The organism is Kitasatospora purpeofusca (genome assembly GCF_000718025.1).
GTDB classification, from domain to species: domain Bacteria; phylum Actinomycetota; class Actinomycetes; order Streptomycetales; family Streptomycetaceae; genus Kitasatospora; species Kitasatospora purpeofusca.
Map to the genome: position 1 here is coordinate 340,920 of NZ_JODS01000003.1, position 16,615 is coordinate 357,534.

General features: G+C 70.6%; 9 protein-coding genes, 1 tRNA gene and 1 pseudogene. 6 read left to right on the forward strand and 5 right to left on the reverse strand.

Going from position 1 to position 16,615, the window contains the following annotated elements:
• Window positions 1-179: 179 nt before the first annotated feature.
• From IF01_RS0107550 to IF01_RS0107565, 4 genes and pseudogenes are all read left to right on the forward strand, one after another.
• Complete coding sequence (locus IF01_RS0107550; RefSeq protein WP_030392512.1) at window positions 180-2,402, forward strand: (Fe-S)-binding protein; 2,223 nt, start codon at window positions 180-182, stop codon at window positions 2,400-2,402.
• 352 nt (window positions 2,403-2,754) lie between these two features.
• Window positions 2,755-3,828 (forward strand): annotated as a pseudogene (manB, locus tag IF01_RS0107555) (mannose-1-phosphate guanylyltransferase); the annotation flags it as partial.
• A 175-nt stretch (window positions 3,829-4,003) separates the two neighbouring features.
• On the forward strand, window positions 4,004-5,071 hold the full coding sequence (locus IF01_RS0107560) for a Yip1 family protein (protein WP_030392514.1): 1,068 nt from the start codon (window positions 4,004-4,006) through the stop codon (window positions 5,069-5,071).
• A gap of 154 nt (window positions 5,072-5,225) precedes the next feature.
• Window positions 5,226-6,140, forward strand: a complete 915-nt coding sequence (locus IF01_RS0107565) for an alanyl-tRNA editing protein (protein ID WP_030392515.1) — start codon at window positions 5,226-5,228, stop codon at window positions 6,138-6,140.
• A gap of 80 nt (window positions 6,141-6,220) precedes the next feature.
• Here IF01_RS0107565 and dcd read toward each other — a convergent pair whose 3' ends face one another.
• Complete coding sequence (dcd, locus tag IF01_RS0107570) at window positions 6,221-6,796, reverse strand: dCTP deaminase (protein WP_030392516.1); 576 nt, start codon at window positions 6,794-6,796, stop codon at window positions 6,221-6,223.
• Window positions 6,797-6,878: 82 nt separating this feature from the next.
• The gene (locus IF01_RS0107575) at window positions 6,879-7,037 is read right to left on the reverse strand and encodes a hypothetical protein (protein WP_369826071.1); all 159 of its coding nucleotides are present in this window, start codon (window positions 7,035-7,037) and stop codon (window positions 6,879-6,881) included.
• A 338-nt stretch (window positions 7,038-7,375) separates the two neighbouring features.
• Here IF01_RS0107575 and IF01_RS0107580 point away from each other — a divergent pair.
• Window positions 7,376-7,449, forward strand: a tRNA-Gly gene (locus IF01_RS0107580).
• A gap of 134 nt (window positions 7,450-7,583) precedes the next feature.
• Here the strand turns inward: IF01_RS0107580 and IF01_RS0107585 are convergent.
• Both IF01_RS0107585 and IF01_RS0107590 read right to left on the reverse strand, forming a co-directional pair.
• A complete protein-coding gene (locus IF01_RS0107585; protein WP_030392518.1) occupies window positions 7,584-10,562 on the reverse strand; it encodes a Z1 domain-containing protein in 2,979 nt (992 codons plus the stop codon).
• 13 nt (window positions 10,563-10,575) lie between these two features.
• Window positions 10,576-12,111 (reverse strand): ATP-binding protein, encoded by a 1,536-nt coding sequence (locus tag IF01_RS0107590; RefSeq protein ID WP_030392519.1) that lies wholly within the window; start codon window positions 12,109-12,111, stop codon window positions 10,576-10,578.
• A 486-nt stretch (window positions 12,112-12,597) separates the two neighbouring features.
• On the opposite strand from IF01_RS0107590, the gene IF01_RS0107595 reads away from it, so the two are divergent.
• Window positions 12,598-14,802, forward strand: a complete 2,205-nt coding sequence (locus tag IF01_RS0107595; protein ID WP_208624298.1) for a tetratricopeptide repeat protein — start codon at window positions 12,598-12,600, stop codon at window positions 14,800-14,802.
• On the opposite strand, the gene IF01_RS0107600 is transcribed toward IF01_RS0107595, so the two are convergent.
• Window positions 14,741-16,516 carry a CDP-glycerol glycerophosphotransferase family protein gene (locus IF01_RS0107600; protein ID WP_244215457.1) on the reverse strand — a complete coding sequence of 592 codons (1,776 nt, stop codon included), beginning with the start codon at window positions 16,514-16,516 and terminating at the stop codon, window positions 14,741-14,743. The two genes, IF01_RS0107595 and IF01_RS0107600, sit on opposite strands and share 62 nt — an antisense overlap.
• Between the last annotated feature and the right edge of the window lie 99 nt (window positions 16,517-16,615).

A 16,615-nucleotide genomic window follows, 5' to 3' on the forward strand; every position in this document is an offset into this window, starting at 1 on the left:
ACGGCCGGGGTGCCCCCGGGCGTGCGTTCACGTGACTGCCGCCATACCTTGAGCATCTTCAGGAGAAGTGGTGCCCGGCGGTAATGTCCGGGCCGTCGGCCCAGCAAGTTACCGACGAGTACACTGCCCCGGAGACACTGCACACCCGCAACAAGCAAGCCGCAGGAGACGGAGAGCCGATGCAGCTAGCAGCGATCGTCATCTCGCTGGTCACGTTCGTGGTCGGCACCGCGCTCGCCGCTCGTGCGGCGCTCTACATCTACCGGGTGGTGCGGACCGGCCAGCCGGACGCCACCCGTTTCGGGCAGCCCGCCCAGCGGGCGAAGACCGTGGCCGTGGAGTTCGTCGGCCACACCAGGATGAACCGCTGGGGGATCGTCGGCGTCGCCCACTGGTTCGTCGCGGTCGGCTTCTTCACCCTGGGCCTGACCCTGCTCACGGCGTTCTTCCAGCTGTTCGACGCCGAGTTCGTGCTGCCGGTGCTCGGCGGCTGGCTGCCGTACGAGCTCTTCACCGAGCTGGTCGGCACCTTCACCACGCTGGGCATCGCCGCCCTGATCGTGATCCGCCTGCTGAGCCTGCCCGGCCGGGCCGGCCGCAAGTCCCGCTTCGCCGGCTCGATCGCCTGGCAGGCCTTCTACGTCGAGTACACGATCCTCGGCATCGGCCTGTGCATCATGATCCTGCGCGGCCTGGAGGGCGCGCTGGAGGGCGTCGGCTCCTACGAGGCCAAGTACCTGATCTCCTACCCGCTGGTGGCGGCCTTCCGCGGCCTGTCCCACGGGACCCTGGAGAACCTGGTCTACATCTTCGCGATGCTGAAGATCTGCACCTCCTTCGCCTGGGCGATCACCATCGGCATCAACCCCTCGATGGGCGTCGCCTGGCACCGCTTCCTGGCCTTCTTCAACATCTACTTCAAGCGCGCCGAGGACGGCTCCACCGCGCTCGGCGAGCTGCGCCCGATGACCAGCGGCGGCGCGCCGATCGACTTCGAGGACCCGGCCGACGACGCCGTCTTCGGCGTCTCCCAGGTCGAGCACTTCTCCTGGAAGGGCATCCTCGACTTCTCCACCTGCACCGAGTGCGGCCGCTGCCAGTCGCAGTGCCCGGCCTGGAACACCGGCAAGCCGCTCTCGCCGAAGCTGCTGATCATGAGCCTGCGCGAGCACGCCTTCGGCAAGGCCCCCTACCTCCTGGCCGGCGGCGGCAAGGACATGGAGGGCGAGGAGAGGGCCACCGCCGAGCAGCTGGCGGACGTCCCGGCGGCAGCCCTGGCCGAGGCCGAGCGCCCGCTGATCGGCACCGCCGAGGAGAACGGCGTCATCGACCCGGACGTGCTGTGGTCCTGCACCACCTGCGGCGCCTGCGTCGAGCAGTGCCCCGTCGACATCGAGCACATCGACCACATCGTCGACATGCGCCGCTACCAGGTCATGATCGAGTCCTCGTTCCCCACCGAGGCCGGCACCATGCTCAAGAACCTGGAGAACAAGGGCAACCCCTGGGGCATGGCCACCAAGGCCCGCCTCGACTGGGTCAAGGAGCTGAAGAAGGAGACCGGCATCGAGGTGCCGGTGATCGGCGAGGACATCGACCCCGCCGAGGTCGAGTACCTGTACTGGGTCGGCTGCGCCGGCGCCCTGGAGGACCGGGCGAAGAAGACCACCAAGGCCTTCGCCGAACTGCTGCACACCGCGGGCGTGCAGTTCGCGATCCTCGGCAAGGAGGAGTCCTGCACCGGTGACTCCGCCCGCCGCCTGGGCAACGAGTTCCTCTTCCAGATGCTCGGCGCGCAGAACGTCGAGACCCTGAACGCCGCGCTGGAGGACGCCCCGGTCAAGCGGATCGTGGCGACCTGCCCGCACTGCTTCAACACCATCGCCAACGAGTACCCGCAGCTGGGCGGCCACTTCGAGGTCATCCACCACACCCAGCTGCTGCAGCACCTCATCGACGAGGGCAAGCTCGTGCCGGTCAACCCGGTCGAGGGCCTGATCACGTACCACGACCCCTGCTACCTGGGCCGGCACAACAAGGTCTACAGCCCGCCGCGCGAGATCATGGACAAGGTCCCCGGTCTGCGCCAGCAGGAGATGCACCGCCACAAGGAGCGCGGCTTCTGCTGCGGCGCCGGCGGCGCGCGGATGTGGATGGAGGAGCGCATCGGCAAGCGGATCAACACCGAGCGCGTGGACGAGGCGCTGTCCCTCAACCCGGACATCGTCTCCACCGCCTGCCCGTTCTGCCTGGTGATGCTCTCCGACTCGGTGAACGGCAAGAAGAACGAGGGCGCGGCCAAGGAGCACCTGAAGGTCGTCGACGTCGCCCAGCTGCTGCTCGACTCGGTCAAGGCGGTCCCGCCGGCCGAGGCCGAGGAGCCGCAGACGGTCGACGCCTGAGCGGCGTCCCGCCCGGCGGGGCCGTGAACCGGCCCGCTTGTTCGACAGTTCTGCAACAACCGCCCGGCCCGGGGGGTGCCACCGGCATCCGCCCGGGCCGGGTCTTTCCGGTGACGGCCCGGGGCTTTTCCGGTGACCGCCGCGGGTTCTCCCGGCCGGCGCCCGGCCCCGTCCCGGGCGCCGAGGGCGGGACCACCGGGCGGCGCTCCTGTCAGAAGGAAATACAGTAGGCGCCGGACCGGCCGTGCGCCGGTCGATCCGTTCCGGCCCCCGGAACGGCGCACACCACACCGACGGAGGTATCGGCCCGCCGGGCCGGGCCGCACAGAGCACAAGGGGAACAGCGCAGACCATGACCGAGGCGATCATGCTGGTCGGTGGTAAGGGCACGCGACTGCGTCCGCTGACCACCCACACCCCCAAGCCCATGCTGCCGGTGGCAGGCGTCCCGTTCATCGCGCACCAGCTGGCGCGCGCGGCGGCGGCCGGGGTCACCCGCGTGGTGCTCGCCACCTCCTACCTCGCCGAGGTCTTCGAGGACCACTTCCAGGACGGCACCCCCTACGGCATCGAGCTGGTCTACCTGACCGAGCGCGAGCCGCTCGGCACCGGCGGCGCGATCCGCAACGCGGCCACCGGGCTCACCTGCGGCCCCGACGAGCCGGTCCTGGTCTTCAACGGCGACATCCTCTCCGGCGTGGACATCGCCGCCCTGCGCGACGGCCACGTGGCCGCCGGGGCCGATGTCACCCTGCACCTCACCCGGGTCGAGGACCCGCGCGCCTTCGGCCTCGTCCCGACCGACGAGCACGGCCGGGTGCTGGAGTTCCTGGAGAAGCCGGAGACGCCGGAGCAGATCGTCACCGACCAGATCAACGCCGGCTGCTACGTCTTCACCCGCTCCGTCATCGACCGCATCCCGACCGGCCGCGAGGTCTCCGTCGAGCGCGAGACCTTCCCCGAGCTGCTCGCCACCGGCGCGCTGCTGCGCGGCGTGGTCGACACCTCGTACTGGCTCGACCTCGGCACCCCGGCGGCCTTCGTCCGCGGCTCGGCCGACCTCGTGCTCGGCAAGGTCGACTCGCCCGCCGTTCCCGGCCCGACCGGCGACGCCCTGCTGCTGCCCGGCTCGACCGTCCGGCACGGCGCGGTGCTCAGCGGCGGCACCGTGGTCGCCGAGGGCGCGGTGGTCGAGGCCGGCGCGATCGTCGAGGGCAGCGTGATCCTGCCCGGTGCCGTCATCGGCGCCGACACCCTGGTCAAGGACTCGATCGTGGGCGCCTTCGCGACCATCGGCGACCGCACCGCGCTGGACGGCGCGGTGATCGGCGACGGTGCGATCGTGGAGTCCGACAACGAGCTGCCGAACGGCATCCGGATCGCCTGCGGCACCCTGCTGCCGGTCGGCGCCGTCCGCACCTCGGCCGGCCCGGGCGGCTGCCCGGCCGGCACCAGCGCCGCGGCCTCCGTGCACGGGCCGAAGGTGGCCGTGGGGCAGTAGCGCGCCGCCGTGGCCCCGCGGCAGTAACAGGCTCGCTGCAAACCGGACCCGGTCCGGTGCCCGGCCACCGGGGCGCCCGCCGGACGGGTACCTTCGGAACGTGGCTGGCAATCGATACGACAGCGGTCAGGGCGCCGACCCCCGTGGAGGGTGGTCGGCGCCCCCGCAGCAGCAGGCGGCGCCCGGGGGGTACGGGCCGACGGACGGGCCGGAGTACTTCACCGGCCCGCAGCAGGGCCCCGGCGGCCCGTCCGCACCGCAGGGCCCGGCCGACCCGTACGGTCCCGGCCCCCGCTCCCCGTACGCCTCGCAGCAGGACCCGTACGGCGGGCAGCGGGACCCGTACGCGGGGCAGCAGCCCTACCCGGGACAGCCGGGGCAGCCGGGACACCCGGGGCAGCCCTACGGCGGGCCGCAGCGGGACCCGTACGCGGCCGACCAGCCCGGGCACACCCGGGCCTTCCCGGTCGGCGCCGACCCGTATGCGGGCGACCCGTCCTCCTACGCTCCCGAGCAGCCGCCGTACCCCGACGGCTACGGGCAGCAGGGCCCGGCCCAGGGCTACGGCGACGACAACGTCGCCGTCTACCGGGCCGGCGGCCAGTCCGCGCCGCAGGCCACCGGGCCCAGGCCGAGCTGGCGCGAACTGCTGACCGGACTCTTCCGCACCCCCACCGCGATCTTCGACCGCACCCGCGACCACCAGGTCTGGCTGCCCGCCGTCACCGTCTCCCTGCTGTACGGCGCCCTCGCCGTGCTCGGCCTCGGCATGACCCGCGACGACGTGGTCAACTCGACCTTCACCGTGGCGCTCACCGCGCTGCTGGCGGCGGCGATCGGCTTCACCCTGGCCGGCGCCATGCTCGGCGGGGTCACGTACGCGCTGGCCCGGCAGTTCGGCGGCGACGGCCCGTGGCAGTCCACGGTCGGCCTGGCCGTGCTGATCGGCTGGGTCACGGACGCGCCCCGGCTGGTGCTGGCGCTGGTGCTGCCGGCCGACAACCTGCTGGTCCAGGTGGTCGGCTGGGCCACCTGGCTGCTCTGCGCGTTCCTGCTGACCAGCATGGTCCGCCGGGTGCACGACCTGCCCTGGGGCAAGGCGGCCGGCGCGGCCGCGCTGCAGCTGCTGGCGCTGCTGGTGCTGATCAAGCTGCCGACCCTCGGCTGACCCCGTCCCCCTCCCGGGCGCGCCCCCGGACCTCGGGGACAATGGAGCACGGGCCTCGCCTCGCGGGGCCCGTTGCCGTTGCCCGGGCGCCCGTCCGGGTCGCGCTGTTCGTCCTGTTCGGTCCACCCTCACCCTCACCCGCACGGAGCCAGGCATGACCCTCCCCACCACGCACGTCAGCTTCCCGGCCGGGGCGGTGACCGGCGAGTCGACGGTGCTCGCGGTGCACCCGCTGGACGGCGGCCGGTACGCCGTGGTCACCGGGGCGACGCCGTTCCACCCGCTCGACCACACCTGGCCCGACCAGCCCGCCGACCTCGGCACGCTCACCGTGGACGGCGTCGAGCTGGCCGTCGTCGACTGCCTCACCGGCGCGGTCGGCCCGGAGGGCAGCCCGGACGGTGGCCCGGAGGGCGGTCAGGTGCTGGTGGGCGCCGACATCCCGGTCCGGCGGGGCGACGAGGAGTGGTCCTGGCTGGTCCTGCACGTGCTCGCGGCCGACCCGGGCGACATCGTCGGCCGGCCCGCCGCCCTCGCCGTCGACGCCGGCCGGCGCGGGGCGCTCAGCGCCTCCCACAGCGGCTGCCACCTGCTCGCGCTCGCCCTCAACGAGGCGCTCGCGCCGCGCTGGCGCAAGGACCCGGGCCGCACCGACGCCTTCGGCCACCCGGACTTCGACAGCCTCGCCATGGCGAGCTCGGTGATGGACACCGAGGCGAGCACCGACACCTACCGGCTCGGCAAGTCGCTGCGCAAGAAGGGCTTCACCGCCGAGGCCACCGAGGAGTTCCCGGCCCTCGCCGACGCCCTCCCCGAGCTGACCGAGGCCGTCAACCGCCGGCTGGCCGGCTGGGTCGCCGCCGACGCCCAGGTGCGCATCGACGTCCCCGGCCCGGAGCTGACCGCCCGCCGCGAGTGGCACTGCGAGCTGCCCGAGGGCGCGGCGCGGATCTTCTGCGGCGGCACCCATCTGCACCACCTGGGCGAGCTGGCCGAGCTCCGCACCGAGCTGCGGCTCTCCGAGGACGGCAGCGAGCTGGTCGCCGTCACCCGCCCGAAGCGGGCCTGACACGGCGGCGGGCGGCCACCCCGTCCAGGGTGGCCGCCCGCGTCGTTCGTACTACCGCTGCGCCGTTACCGCTTTGCCGCTCAGACCTCGGAGCGGTGGAAGTTCAGGTAGGAACGGGACGGCGTCGGGCCGCGCTGCCCCTGGTAGCGCGAGCCGTACCGCTCCGAGCCGTACGGGTGCTCCGAGGGCGAGGAGAGCCGGAACAGGCAGAGCTGCCCGATCTTCATCCCCGGGTAGAGCTTGATCGGCAGGGTCGCGACGTTCGACAGCTCCAGCGTGACGTGCCCGCTGAAGCCGGGGTCGATGAAGCCCGCCGTGGAGTGCGTGAGCAGACCGAGGCGGCCCAGGCTGGACTTGCCCTCCAGCCGCGAGGCGACGTCGTCGGGCAGCGTGATGACCTCGAAGGTCGACGCCAGCACGAACTCGCCCGGGTGCAGGATGAACGCGTCGTCGCCCTCCGGCTCGACCAGCCGGGTCAGGTCCGGCTGCTCCTCGGAGGGGTCGATGTGCGGGTAGCGGTGGTTCTCGAAGACCCTGAAGAAGCGGTCAAGTCGTACGTCGATGCTCGACGGCTGGACCATCGCGGGGTCGAACGGGTCGATCACCACGCGGCCCTTGTCGATCTCGGCCCGGATGTCCTTGTCAGAGAGCAGCACGCTTCGAGGTTACGTGCACGACGCGGCCCCGGACGAATCGCCCGGGGCCGCATCTGTCACATCTCTCCCACGACCGCCCTTGTCAGGCGAGGAACTCCGCGGCCTCCAGCCGCAGCGCCCGGGCCAGTTGCGGCTCGGACAGCTCCCGTACGTCGGCCAGCACCGAACTCCTCAGCCGCCCGCACTGCGGGCACCGGATCAGCCGGCCCGGCCCCAGCCGGCCGGCTCCGAGATTCTGCATCGGGAACGTGGTGGTGCTGAACAGGTGCCCCTCGGCACAACGAACGACGGCGCGCTGCTCCATCGATCCCCTTCCCATCCTTACCCCGGTACTCACCCGTACTCGTCGCCCCGAACGGCGGAGCCCCCGGGACCAGCGTCACATTAGGGGAAGTTCCGGACATTCCACACCAAGGCTCGCCGCCCGCGCCCACCCGCCGGGGCAGTCTCACGCGGCCCACACAGTACGCCTCCACCCCGCCCCCGCGCGGCTCCGCCACGACCTCCGGCCACCTGTGCAACGACCGTCACGGATGGGGTACAGTGAGGACAGATCGAGCGTCTCTGACGACTCGTCAGGCGGGCGTAGTTTAATGGTAGAACATGAGCTTCCCAAGCTTATAGCGCGAGTTCGATTCTCGTCGCCCGCTCCATAGGTAAAGCCGCAGGTCACTGACCTGCGGCTTTTGTGTTTCCCGGGCCGGTCCACCGGCTTTCGGTCCTGAAGAGTCGCAGGAGCCCGGCCAGAGGGAGACTGGCCGGGCTCCTGCGATATGGCGGCTACGCCTTACTGATAGGCGATCGTGTCGACGATGGGGGAGTCGGACCGGCTCTTGTCGATGGGGCTGAACGTGATGGGGGCTCGTCCGGCTCCCACCGTGGAGGCCGGCGCCACCAGAGAGAAGACCATGGCGACGTTCCCGGGTGCCACCTCTCCGTTCCGCACGATCGTCAATGGATCCTCCTCGATGACCGGATAGAGGAGGATCGCTCCGCGTCGTTCTCGGGAGAACTCCTCCGTCACAGGGTCCGAGGTCGGCGGTATGGCGCGGGCGATGCGTCGGGCCGCATCACGGTGCTTCGCGTCGCTGATGTAACCGAAGATCTGGACACGACGGCGCTCGCGCCTTGAAAGGGCCAGCGGAAGAGAGCCGCTCACGCTTGCCGACGTACCGCGGTGGCTGTCCTGGTAGTGGGGCGTGATCAACAACCAGTCATCGATCAGATGGGGGTACTTGGTGATCTCGCGGAGGAAGCGCAGATGAGGCAGGAACGGGGTGGCATTCCACCAACGAAGGTTTTCGAGTACCCGCATGAGTTCGGGATGGGAGACCGTTGTCGTCAGCGCGGTGAGCCGGTGAGTCTTGTCTTGGCGCTCGTTGAAGGTTGTGAAGGTCACCGGTGTCGATGAAAGGCCTCGGAGTAGCGGAAGCCACAGTTCGGTGTTGTGCGCCAGATCTGTCTGGTTCGTCGGGTGGGCCGTCGGCTCGATGATCTGCCCCGGCCTGGCTATCTCCTCGATCTGGGCGTTGTACATCTTCGTCCGGCTGCTTGGCTTGAGCCAGGGCAGATGCTGGGAGACAAGCGGCGGGATCTGCTGGGGGGTGACGAGTGGCTGGCCGTCCTCGCCGAGTTCGGCGTACTGGGCGAGCTGGTCGCGGAAGGTTTCCTCGTCGAGGCAGATGGCCTCGAACGCCTCGTAGAGGTCTACCGTGGACTTGCTCGCCTTCGTGAGCTTTTCCGCACGGCTGATGTAGAGGCGAACGAGGTCCTGGTATCCGGGGCGGAACCCGAACCAGCGCCCCATTTGCATGAGGGTGTCGGCCTGCTGGGTGGTGCGGCGGTAATAGGTGACCGTGAGGCCCTCGACGGTGAAGCCGCGAGAGAGCTTGGTGCCGCCGACGAGGATCTTCCAGACGTGCGGCTGACGGTCGAAGTCGAGGTCGAGCTGGTCGAAGAACTTGTCGCTGTCGCCGTTCACGATGACGACGGGATTGCCACCCTTGCGGATCAGGCTGCAGGCCTGGATCACGTAGGGACGGAGGTCGTCGTAGGAGGAGGGGGCCGGAAGGTCGGCGGCGCGAGCCCGGGTGACCGGGAGGACATCTCCTTGGAAGAGGTCGGCCAGACGCTGGTGCCCGTGCGAGCTCGTGGTGTAACCGGCCTGGAGCCACATGGTGTTGAGGCGCCGAGCGAGCTCGGCATGGTCGTCCTTGCGTACGGACTCGTGGACCAACATGGTGTGGTGCCGATACGGGCCGGCGGGGACTCCGTGCGCCGCGCGGTACAACTTCATCGCACCAGTGAGGACGAAGGTGTCCATGGCGGCCTGCATGGACTCGTCGTCGATCTCGTCCGGCGAGTAGATACCACGGACGTGGGTCTTGGCGCGCGAGTTGGCGAACGTGCGCTCGTCCTGCGGAATAGGGGAGTCCAGGTCGTGGAAATCCTGCACGCCCATGTAGCCCTCGGGACGTGGAAGCGAAATCAGGAAGTCCCTGGGGAAGATGTCCTCGCTGTCGCTCGGGTCGATGAAGACGTTGGCGAACGGGGTCGCGGTGTATCCGACGTATTGGGAGCGCGGGAGCAGCGACAGCAACTGGGCGATACGGGAGTTGATGGCCGTCCGTTTGGGCCGGTCTGATTCCCATTTGGCCGGATTCGTGGTGTTGACCGATGCCTGATCGGACTCGTCATCGATGATCAGGGCCGGGAGTTCGCCGAGGAGGCCCTGGATCTGCTTGAGGTCCTTGATCAGTTTGTCGAGAACCGATTTGTTCTTTTTGACGACCATGACGCGGGCGTCAGCGTGATGAAGGTTGCGCGGGTCGTACAGCGGCAGGCCGCGCTCGCGCTTCTCGAACTCGATGCCGCGGATGCCCTGAAGGAGGCTCTGATAGTCCCGATCGCGGGTGGTGAGGCGTTCGATGTCGAAGGCGTGGAGGGCGGAAGGGCGCCCGCCGTGCGAGACGAACTGAGGCCACTCCTCGTCGTCGCCGATGTAGTCGATTCCGACCAGCGAATCGAGGTCCTCGGGGTCAGCCCCACGCAGGATGTTCTCCTGGCCGATGAGCTCCATGTCGAGGCGGCGCTGGGTCTGCTTGCGCAGGAGGTTCAGGGTGCCGCCGAGTATGATGACCAGGCGGTAACCGGCGTCGATGGCCTTGGCGGTGACGCCGGTGAAGTTGGCCGTTTTGCCGGACTGGACGTAGCCGACGACCAGGCCGCGAGCCTGTCGGCGCGCCACCTGCTCGGGGTCCGTGAGGCGCTCGACGACTGCCCGGCTGGCCTCGTCGAGGCTGGAGATCGCCTCGCTGCTCCAGCCCTTGGCGCGTAGGCGGTTCTCGTAGGCCGGCCAGTAGAAGGCGCGTGCCGCGGCGCGCTCCCTGGTGTACCAGGGGGTGAAGTCCGCCGTGATAGTGGTGTGCCCCGGGCTCTTGGAGACCACGGCGGCATTCGTGAGGGCCTTGCGCACGTCGTCTTCGAAGCCGAGGCGGCTGTATATCTCTGCGCGCCGTTCGTCGGTACGAGGAGGGTTGGTGGCCCAGAGGGCCCGCTCCTCGAAGTCCCAGGCGGTGAGTTTGCGTTCCCAAAGGGCGGTGAGGGCATCCGCCTCGTCGCCGAGGCGCTGGCTGAAGGTGGTGTCCGTGAGGTCGACGGAGGGAAAGTCCTCCGCCTCGGTCTCGGCTCGGCTGGCGAACGGTTTCGGGCCGCGCGTCATCCCGCCCAGGACAGCGGTGTGGATTTCGAGCAGTTCGTCGGTCACGGTGGGCTGTCCTTCAGTGGATGAAGCGATCACGTTGGGCGCTTACAGCGGCGAGCAGGATCACGTTCCAGTAGTCGAGCTGGTCGCTTCGCTTCTTTTCCCAGCGGGTGAAGCCGAACAATTCCTCGACCATCAGGTAGAGGAGGGCCTTGACGACCGGGGCGTCGTTGGAGCCGCTGTGCTGGCCCATGGTGAGGGTGTCACGGTGGCTCTTGTTGAGCTGGATCGAGCGGTTCTCGCGGTCCAGCTCGAAGAAGCGGTCCTCGGGGAGCGAGACCCAGGTGAAGGTGATCGGGTCCTCGCCCGGTTTCTCGGGCAGTTCTTCCTGGATAGTGCGCTTGACCTGTGGGGACAGACCTTTGCCGGGTGGGATGACCGCCCTGCGCTTGACCTCGGTGCGGGAGCTCCCTTCGCGGTAGACAGCTTCCGCTTCTTCGAGGAAGTTGCGGAACGTGCGGCCCTGCGCGTCCACGGCCTTCTCGACTCCCCGGGCGAAGGCCTGCGTCGCGTTGATGCCTTCCTTCTTCACGGTGAGGCTGAAGACTTGATTCGGTTGTGAGGGAAGATCGACCGCGATACGGGCGAGATTGAGGTGTCCCTCGGCCGCGCCCCGTTGACCGTTCCAACCGCCGGCCTGGACCAGGCGGTTGTTGCGGTAGAAATAGAAGCCCTGACGTTCCGCCAAGGGCCCGATGAGCTTGTACTCCGCGCGCGGGGACTTGGGTGGCCAGATGTGGGCAGTCAGCTCTACGTCGCCCACGCCTTCGACCGGTGCGGTGAAGGTCCGGGGATAACCGGCCTTGCCGGGGACCTTGTAGTTGAAGGGATCGAGCGGCTCGACCTCGACGCTGTCGAGGAGTTCCCCGGTGCGCACGTTCTCCACAGCGATATCGATCCGGACACTGCCGCTCTCGAGGAATCGGTGGAGATAGAGACCGAGGTGGGTTTCCAGCTTCTGGACCGCTTCGGAGAGGAAGCGGTCGGTTTGACTGATCTCAACCGTCTCGAAGGTCCTGACCCGGTCCCAGCGCACGACCGTGCCGTGCCACTCGATGATTCCGTCGTAACGGTCGAGGAGGGACTGGGCATAGTCCGGAGTGACGGTGTCGCAGCGGTAGTCGTCGGCGAGGGAGGACGAGGTCAGCTGACGTCCAGCGGCGCGACTGGTCTTGGTTTTGCTGACAAGCGTGAGTGCGTCGGCGTGCGAGAGCGACGCCGCCTTGAGGCCGGTTCCGTACATGCCGAGGGCGTTGCCGCCATATGCGCGGCGGCGGCCAACAGTCATGGCGGCGTCAAGGCCGGTGTCGTTCAGGCCGTGCCCGTTGTCGACGATGAGCAGGTTGAGAAGTCGATGGTCATCACGGAGGAAGTGGACGACAATCTGGCTGGCCTTCGCATCCAGGGAATTGTCGATGAGGTCGGCAACAGCGACCTCGAATCCGTACCCCTGGTTTCGGAGGGCTTCGGCATACCCGGAGTCAGGCGGGAGACGCTTGCTGCCACTGGTGGGGACGTCGTAGTGCCAGTCGGCACCCGGCTGGTGAGGCATGGATCTCGCAGGGGTGACCAGGCCGGCGCTGAGCGGACAGAATCAGCCCAGAAGGCGACCGAGAGTGTGATGGACAGGTATGACCGTACTTCAGTAATCCTGGCCAAGGGGAGTGATCCCGAATAGTGGGGACTCCCCTCCGACGTGCACAGGAGCGAGTGCTGGACGGGTCGCACCCGGGTCCGCTGGTCACCACCGGTGGGGGAGCTCGGCCGAGCGGTGCCAGGACCGTGCCAAGAGGGATGATCGGGCATGTGACGAAGGTCGCGTGGTCCGCGTCCCAGGGGATCACCGCAACAGCTACGTCACCACCGATTTCCCGCAGTCCGATGACGGGGCAAAGCGTGCCGTCATCAACACCTTCCCGGCATGGGCTGGGCCGTGGGCGGCGCCGTTGGGCCGGTGGCGGGGGTTCGGATCGGTCCAGCCGTCGTGGCAGTTGAAGGTCCTTCGGCGGGCTGGTGCGGCAGGCTACGGTGGGGCCGGATGCAACAGGTCGGGGCATTGGAGAACCTCTGCCTCACGGAGGACCGGGGGGTGGGGGCGGTGGATCCGCTGTCGTTGTCGATGGTGACGGCTTTCCTGGGTGCGGCCGGTGCGGGGATGGCCAACGAGGCGGGGAAGCGGGCCTGGGAGACGGTGGGCGGGCTGGTGGCCCGGGTGGTGGGGCGTGAGGTGCCGGCGCCGGTGGGGCAGGCCGAGCGGGAGTCGGTGGCGGGGCTGCTCGTGGCGGAGGCGTCGCGCAGTCCGGAGCAGGCGAGGGCGCTGGCCGCGGTGATGAGCGGGAGGGGTGCCGGCGGGGTGGCGGCGCACGGGGTGCCGCGGCTGCTGCCGGCCTCGGCCCGCTTCTTCACCGACCGGAAGGGCCCGCTGGCGCTGCTGGACCGGGAGGCGGACCGCAAGCCCGACGGTCTGCCGAAGGTGGCCGTCCTGCACGGTCCGGCGGGAATCGGGACCAGTGCGCTCGCCTTCCACTGGGGCGGCCGCGAGGCCGGCCGGTTCCCGGACGGGACCTTGTACACGGATCTCCGGGGCGGTTCGGCGAGCACCGCTCCGACGGCCGCGACGGTCCTGCGGCACTTCCTGCTGCGCCTGGGCGTGCCGGCGGAGTACGTTCCGCCCGCCGTGGAGGACCGGGTCGACCTCTTCCGATCGCTGCTGTCCGGCCGGCGGCTGCTGGTCGTGCTCGACCACGCGCAGTCGGCGGCCCAGGTCGGTCCGCTGATCACGGCGGCGCCCGGTGTGTTCACCCTGATCGTCGCCCGTCGTCCGCTCACCGGGTTGGACGCGGTCGCCGTCTCCGTCGGCCCGCTGTCCGACAAGGACGCCAGGCGGCTGCTGGCGGAGCTGGCGGGACGGTCCGCGATGGCGACGGCCCGCGCCGCGCTTCCCTCGGTGCTGGAGCGGTGTGCCGGCTCCCCGTTCGCGCTGCGGGCTGTGGCCCCGTACTTGGCGACGGGGTCGTTGGGCGGTGGCGAGCGGGGGGATTCGCCGAGTTCGCTGCCTCCGGTGCGGGCGGTCGCCGAGGAGGCCTACCGGCGGCTCGGCGCGGAGGCGGCGCGGATCTACCGGCTCGGGTCGCTGCGGCCGTGGCCCTCGCTGACCGCGGCCGCGGTGGCGGCGACGGCCGAGGTCCCGGAGGAGGACGCGGAGCGGGTGCTGGCCGAACTGGCGGAGCTCCAGCTGCTGGAGAGCACCGGGGACGGTCGCTACCGGTACCGGCCTGCGGTGCGTGCGCACGCGGAGGAGGCGGCGGCCCGCGAGGACGGCCTGGCGGGGTGCGCCGCGGCCGTGACCCGCGCCGCGGACTGGTACCTGAGGTTCGCCGTCCGCGCCGACTACGCGGCGCTGAAGGAGCGTTGGCACCTCGGCCCGCTGTACGCCGAGCTGGGTCCGGGGCCGTACCGGGACGAGGGCGAGGCGGTCGCGGCGCTGGTCGCCGAGGCGGGCAACCTGGTGGAAGCCGTGCTCGCCGCCGAGGAGTTCGGCCGCTCCGACACCGTCTGCCAGACCGTGGAGGCGCTCTGGGCCGCGCAGTTGAAGGCCGGCTGCCACGATGTCCTGCTGCCCGCGCTGAGGGCCGGGGCCCGGACGGCGGCCCGGCACTGCCCGGGGACCCGGACGGCCGGCCGGATGCACATCCAACTCGCCTTCGCCCTGATGGAGTTGCGGCAGGACGAGGAGGCGGAACGCGAGCTGCTGACGGCCGCGGCGGACGAGGCCGGGGCCGGGCACGCGCGCGGCCGGGCGACGGCGGTCGAGTCGCTGGGGCTGCTGCGCCTGCGGCAGTGGCGGTTCGGGTCGGCCCTGGAGTGCTTCGAGGAGGCGGACGGGCTGCTGGACGGGATCGGCCCGGCCGACGAGGGCGCCGCCGATGTGCCGCGGGCCCGGGCGCTGCTGCACCGGCACCGGGGGCGGGCGCTGAGGGGCCTCGGCCGCTTCGGCGAGGCGGAGCAACGGCTGGCCACCGCAGGGGAGTTCTTCCGCGAGAGCGGTGAGGGTTACAACACCGCCCGGGTGCTGACGGATCTCGCCGAGCTGCACCTCGACACGGCCGACCAGGCCGGGGCGCTGCCGCTGATCGACGAGGCCGTGGCGCTGCTGGGCCGGGAGAACGCCACCGTCCACCTCACCTACCTGGCCGGGCTGCGTGCCCAGTGCCTTCCGGACCGCCTTCCCGATCGACCGTGACGCGGACCCGTGCGAGGTGGGTGCCGGTGACGACGGTCAGGGTGGTGGGCGCCGGTGCGGTGGCTGCGGGGCCGGGGCCGGGGTCGGTGTGCAGCCGGGCGAGCAGTGCCGATGCGTGCACGGCCGGGTCGCCGGGGGTGTCGGAGGTGAGCCTGCACCGCAGTCCGCCGCGGTGCAGCACCTCGCACTCGCGGGGGCCGGTGACATAGGCGGCGAGCGAGGCGGACCGGTACCGGTCGAGCACCTCGGCGGCCCACTGCCGGGGCGAGCCGAACCGGGGGTCGTCGGCCTCGCCGTACCGGAGGACGACGTCGGCCGACTCCAGCACACCGGGGTCGAGGGTGTCCTCGTGCACGGCGAGGTGGCCCTCGCCCTCGGCGTCGTCGGGTTCGTAGCGGGGTTCGGCGAAGCGCCGGACGGTGATGGTGCCGTCCGTGCCGGTGCGGGTGAGGACGCGCAGCGGCGCGGTGCGCAGCGGTGGCTCGTACGGCGGCAGCGGCAGCGGGTCGAGCACGGCCGGGGCGGCCGGCTCGGGGATGCCGATGATCCCGTAGAAGAGGCCGCGCAGCAGGGCCGCGGACTGCCCCGGAGCCGAACTGGTCAGCTCGGCCGGCCCGTCGAGCGGGCGGTGTTCGGCCAGCAGCCGGTCCAGCTGGGGTGGCAGCGCCCGGTACGGATCGAGCCGGGGCGCGGACCGGACGAACGCCGCGACGGGTGACTCCGTCCCGAGGGCCTCGGGGTCGTCGGCGCCCAGCAGGACGGGGGTGCCGCAGGCGGCGGCGTAGTAGCTGACCGAACCGAAGTCGCCGAGCACCACGTCCGCGGCGATCAGGGCCTGGCGCCAGCCTTCGAGCGGGTCGACGAGGGCGAGCCCGGCCCGACGGGCCCGGTCCAGCCAGAGGCGGATCTGGCCGGGGCCGTGGCCGTGCCAGATGTTCGGGTGGAGGACGGCCGCCACCCGGTACTCGTCGGCGGGGAGTTCGGAGGTCAGCCGGGGCAGCAGGAGCGGGAGGACGTCCTCGGGGCCGGCGTCACCGAAGAGCGAGGTCGGGTTCCAGGTGGAGTTCAGCAGGACGAGGCGCTGCCCGGGATGCACGCCCAGGGCCCGCCGGTACCGGTCCCGGTGGTGCCGGGCGGCGAGGATGCGGTCGAAGCAGGGGTCGCCGGCCAGGACGGCGGTCGGCAGGGCCTCGGGGCAGGACTTGGCGAGTCGGTCGATCTGCTCGGGGTGGGAGAAGACCATGGCGTCCGCGATCGGGGTGCCCCCGGCGGTGAGGATCCACTCCGGACCGAGCCCGAACACGGTGTCCGGTGTCCGGTGTCCGGTGTCCGGTGCGGTCAGCGTCTTATTGTATCCGACGCCGTGCGAGAGGACCGTCAACTTACCTTTGAGGTCTGCGAGTTGGCCGCCGAAGCTGGCCGATATCGCCAGGTCCGCGGGAGTCGAGAGGGCCTGCTCCCAGGGCAGCACCGGGACACCCGTCGAAGCCAGCAGCTCCGCCACGCCCGCCTGGAACGGCGACGAGCCGGTGCAGGTCGCCAGCACCTGGACCCGCAGGTCGTCGCGGAACAGCGGAAGCACGTCGAGCAGCCGCGTCGCCGCCGTCACGTTGTGGACGACCAGCAGGACCCGTCGGCACCGTCCGCGGGTGGCCCAGCGGGCCGCCTCGGGCCCCACCGGTACGCGAACCCGGTGCTTCAGGTCCTCGCCCACGCTGCCTCCCAGCCCTTCCGGTTCGAGACCCCCGCCGCCGTCGTGTCCGATCTTGGAATCGGAACTTCCAACGTATCGCGTCGAGGAGTGAACGCCCGG